Annotated in this window: 1 protein-coding gene; it reads right to left on the reverse strand. The window is 55.0% G+C overall.

What is annotated here, in order from left to right:
• Nucleotides 1-561: 561 nt before the first annotated feature.
• Complete coding sequence (locus IQ256_RS29075) at nt 562-1104, reverse strand: HNH endonuclease (RefSeq protein WP_193859159.1); 543 nt, start codon at nt 1102-1104, stop codon at nt 562-564.
• Nucleotides 1105-1781: the final 677 nt, after the last annotated feature.

Consider the following 1781-nt stretch of genomic DNA (forward strand, 5'->3'; position numbering starts at 1 on the left):
ATCCCACGGCGCTCAAGGTCTCTGAGGAGAGACGAACGGCCATGTCGGATGAAGGCGATCCCTTGGCGGTGCGGTTTGCCGTCCTTGCCGGTAGAGACGCGAGCTACGATGAGCTGCACGCCGTCGCATAGCAGGGCACGATTGGGGTTAAGGTCGAACAGGAATTTATCTTGAGGCATGGTGCATGGTTCTCTGAGTGAGAGTTGAGGTCTTCGCTGGCGAATGCCTGAGGGGGGTGATCACCGCCATCCCGAACTGGCTGGGGGGTTGAGAGCGGTACGTAAGCGCCCTGATAGGCGTCACTAAAAAAATAGAGAGGGGACTTCTCCGATAACTTGGAGACTGGCTTCAGAAAGCTAGGCGGTTATCTGACGGCCCCCATGGGAGTGGTGTTTATCAAAGACACCAACACCCTTGGCGCTCCTTAGCCCTACCTAGGCGCATACTTAGGTGTACCTATAGGTAACCTTAGGGGGCATCCTCCAATAACAAGGGGTTTTGGATTGCCTAATAGTTTCAGAGGATTGTCGAAGGGTCAGAATGGCTCTTTTTCGAAGGTACCTAGGCGTTATCGCCATTCTTAGCTCTTCGAATTGCTTCGCGGAGTTCGGCAAGTGACAAGCAGTAGCTTCGGTCGCGATGGACCATTCGGTGGCAATTGGAACATAAGACTGCGAGATCCGTTTCAGGCCTTGTATTCCCCTCTCCACGGCCCGACAGGGGCTGAAGGTGGTGGACTTCAATAAAACCCGCGCCCAGAGGCCCATAAAATTCCTCAAAGTCGAAGCCGCAGCCTTGGCAACGAACGCCATGAATGTGAATGGCCTCGCGCTTTGCAATGTCTGAACGCTCATACTTCCTAGAAACAACAGCGCGAACGCCTCCTTCGGTAAATACACGACCCTCAACCTCTACTGGATCGCTGTTATCCAAGACCGCTCTGAGCTGTGCTTTCACTTCGTCGTCTGAAGCGGCTGACCAATCTCTTAGAGTTGTTGCCGTCTTCCCGTGCCCAATGGACGGCGGATTGCCTCGATCGTCTCGCCAGCCTACCCGCGTGTTCTGCGGCATGTAGGCGTCAAATGCATCACGTGCGTTCTTCAACGAGCTTCGATAGCTGCCCTCTTCGCGTCCGCTGCCAATAGCACGGTAAAACAGGTCATAAGCCTCGTACCATCTCTTGATGCCCAGCATTGCCGGCGGTTTACGGTCGGCCTCTGTAAGGCGAGATAAGGCGTAAGCCACAAAGTAGAAGTCCTTTGATCGCTCAACCAAGTTCACGCTCCTCCGGCAGGCCTAAGGAATGACATTAGACAATGCTGCCGTCGCTTGCACCTCACGTACGCGTAACAGCTGTTGTGGAGTTCGATTTGGTCACTGGGTCGCATTGGTACCAAACAGAACCCCATCGAGCTGCGCAACAGCTTCCTGAGGCTCCCTTAAGGTATCTACCGGTCCCACTCGATCACTAGCCGGCACTGCCTCAAGACAGAATAACCGGGCTGGGAGTTAAAGCCCAAGCCTCGGAGCATAGTGTCGAAGTAGGCGTAGAAGGTGAAGTCGTTGCGGGCGACGTAGACGAAGTCCATGGGCCGTCTCCGGGCGTCCAGCGGCGCACTGAGAGCTTCTGGTTTGAGGCATAGTGGAGGCGGTAGGTGTCGGTCGCCAATTAAAACGATGTCATGCGGTGACAGATGGCAACTAGTGCAAGGTTGCACGCAAGTTGTTCGGACGCCTAGGCAGCGCGACGCTTGTCCTGTCGAGAGGATCGCTGCATCTTG

This window comes from cf. Phormidesmis sp. LEGE 11477, from assembly GCF_015207105.1.
Lineage (GTDB): Bacteria > Cyanobacteriota > Cyanobacteriia > Phormidesmidales > Phormidesmidaceae > Phormidesmis.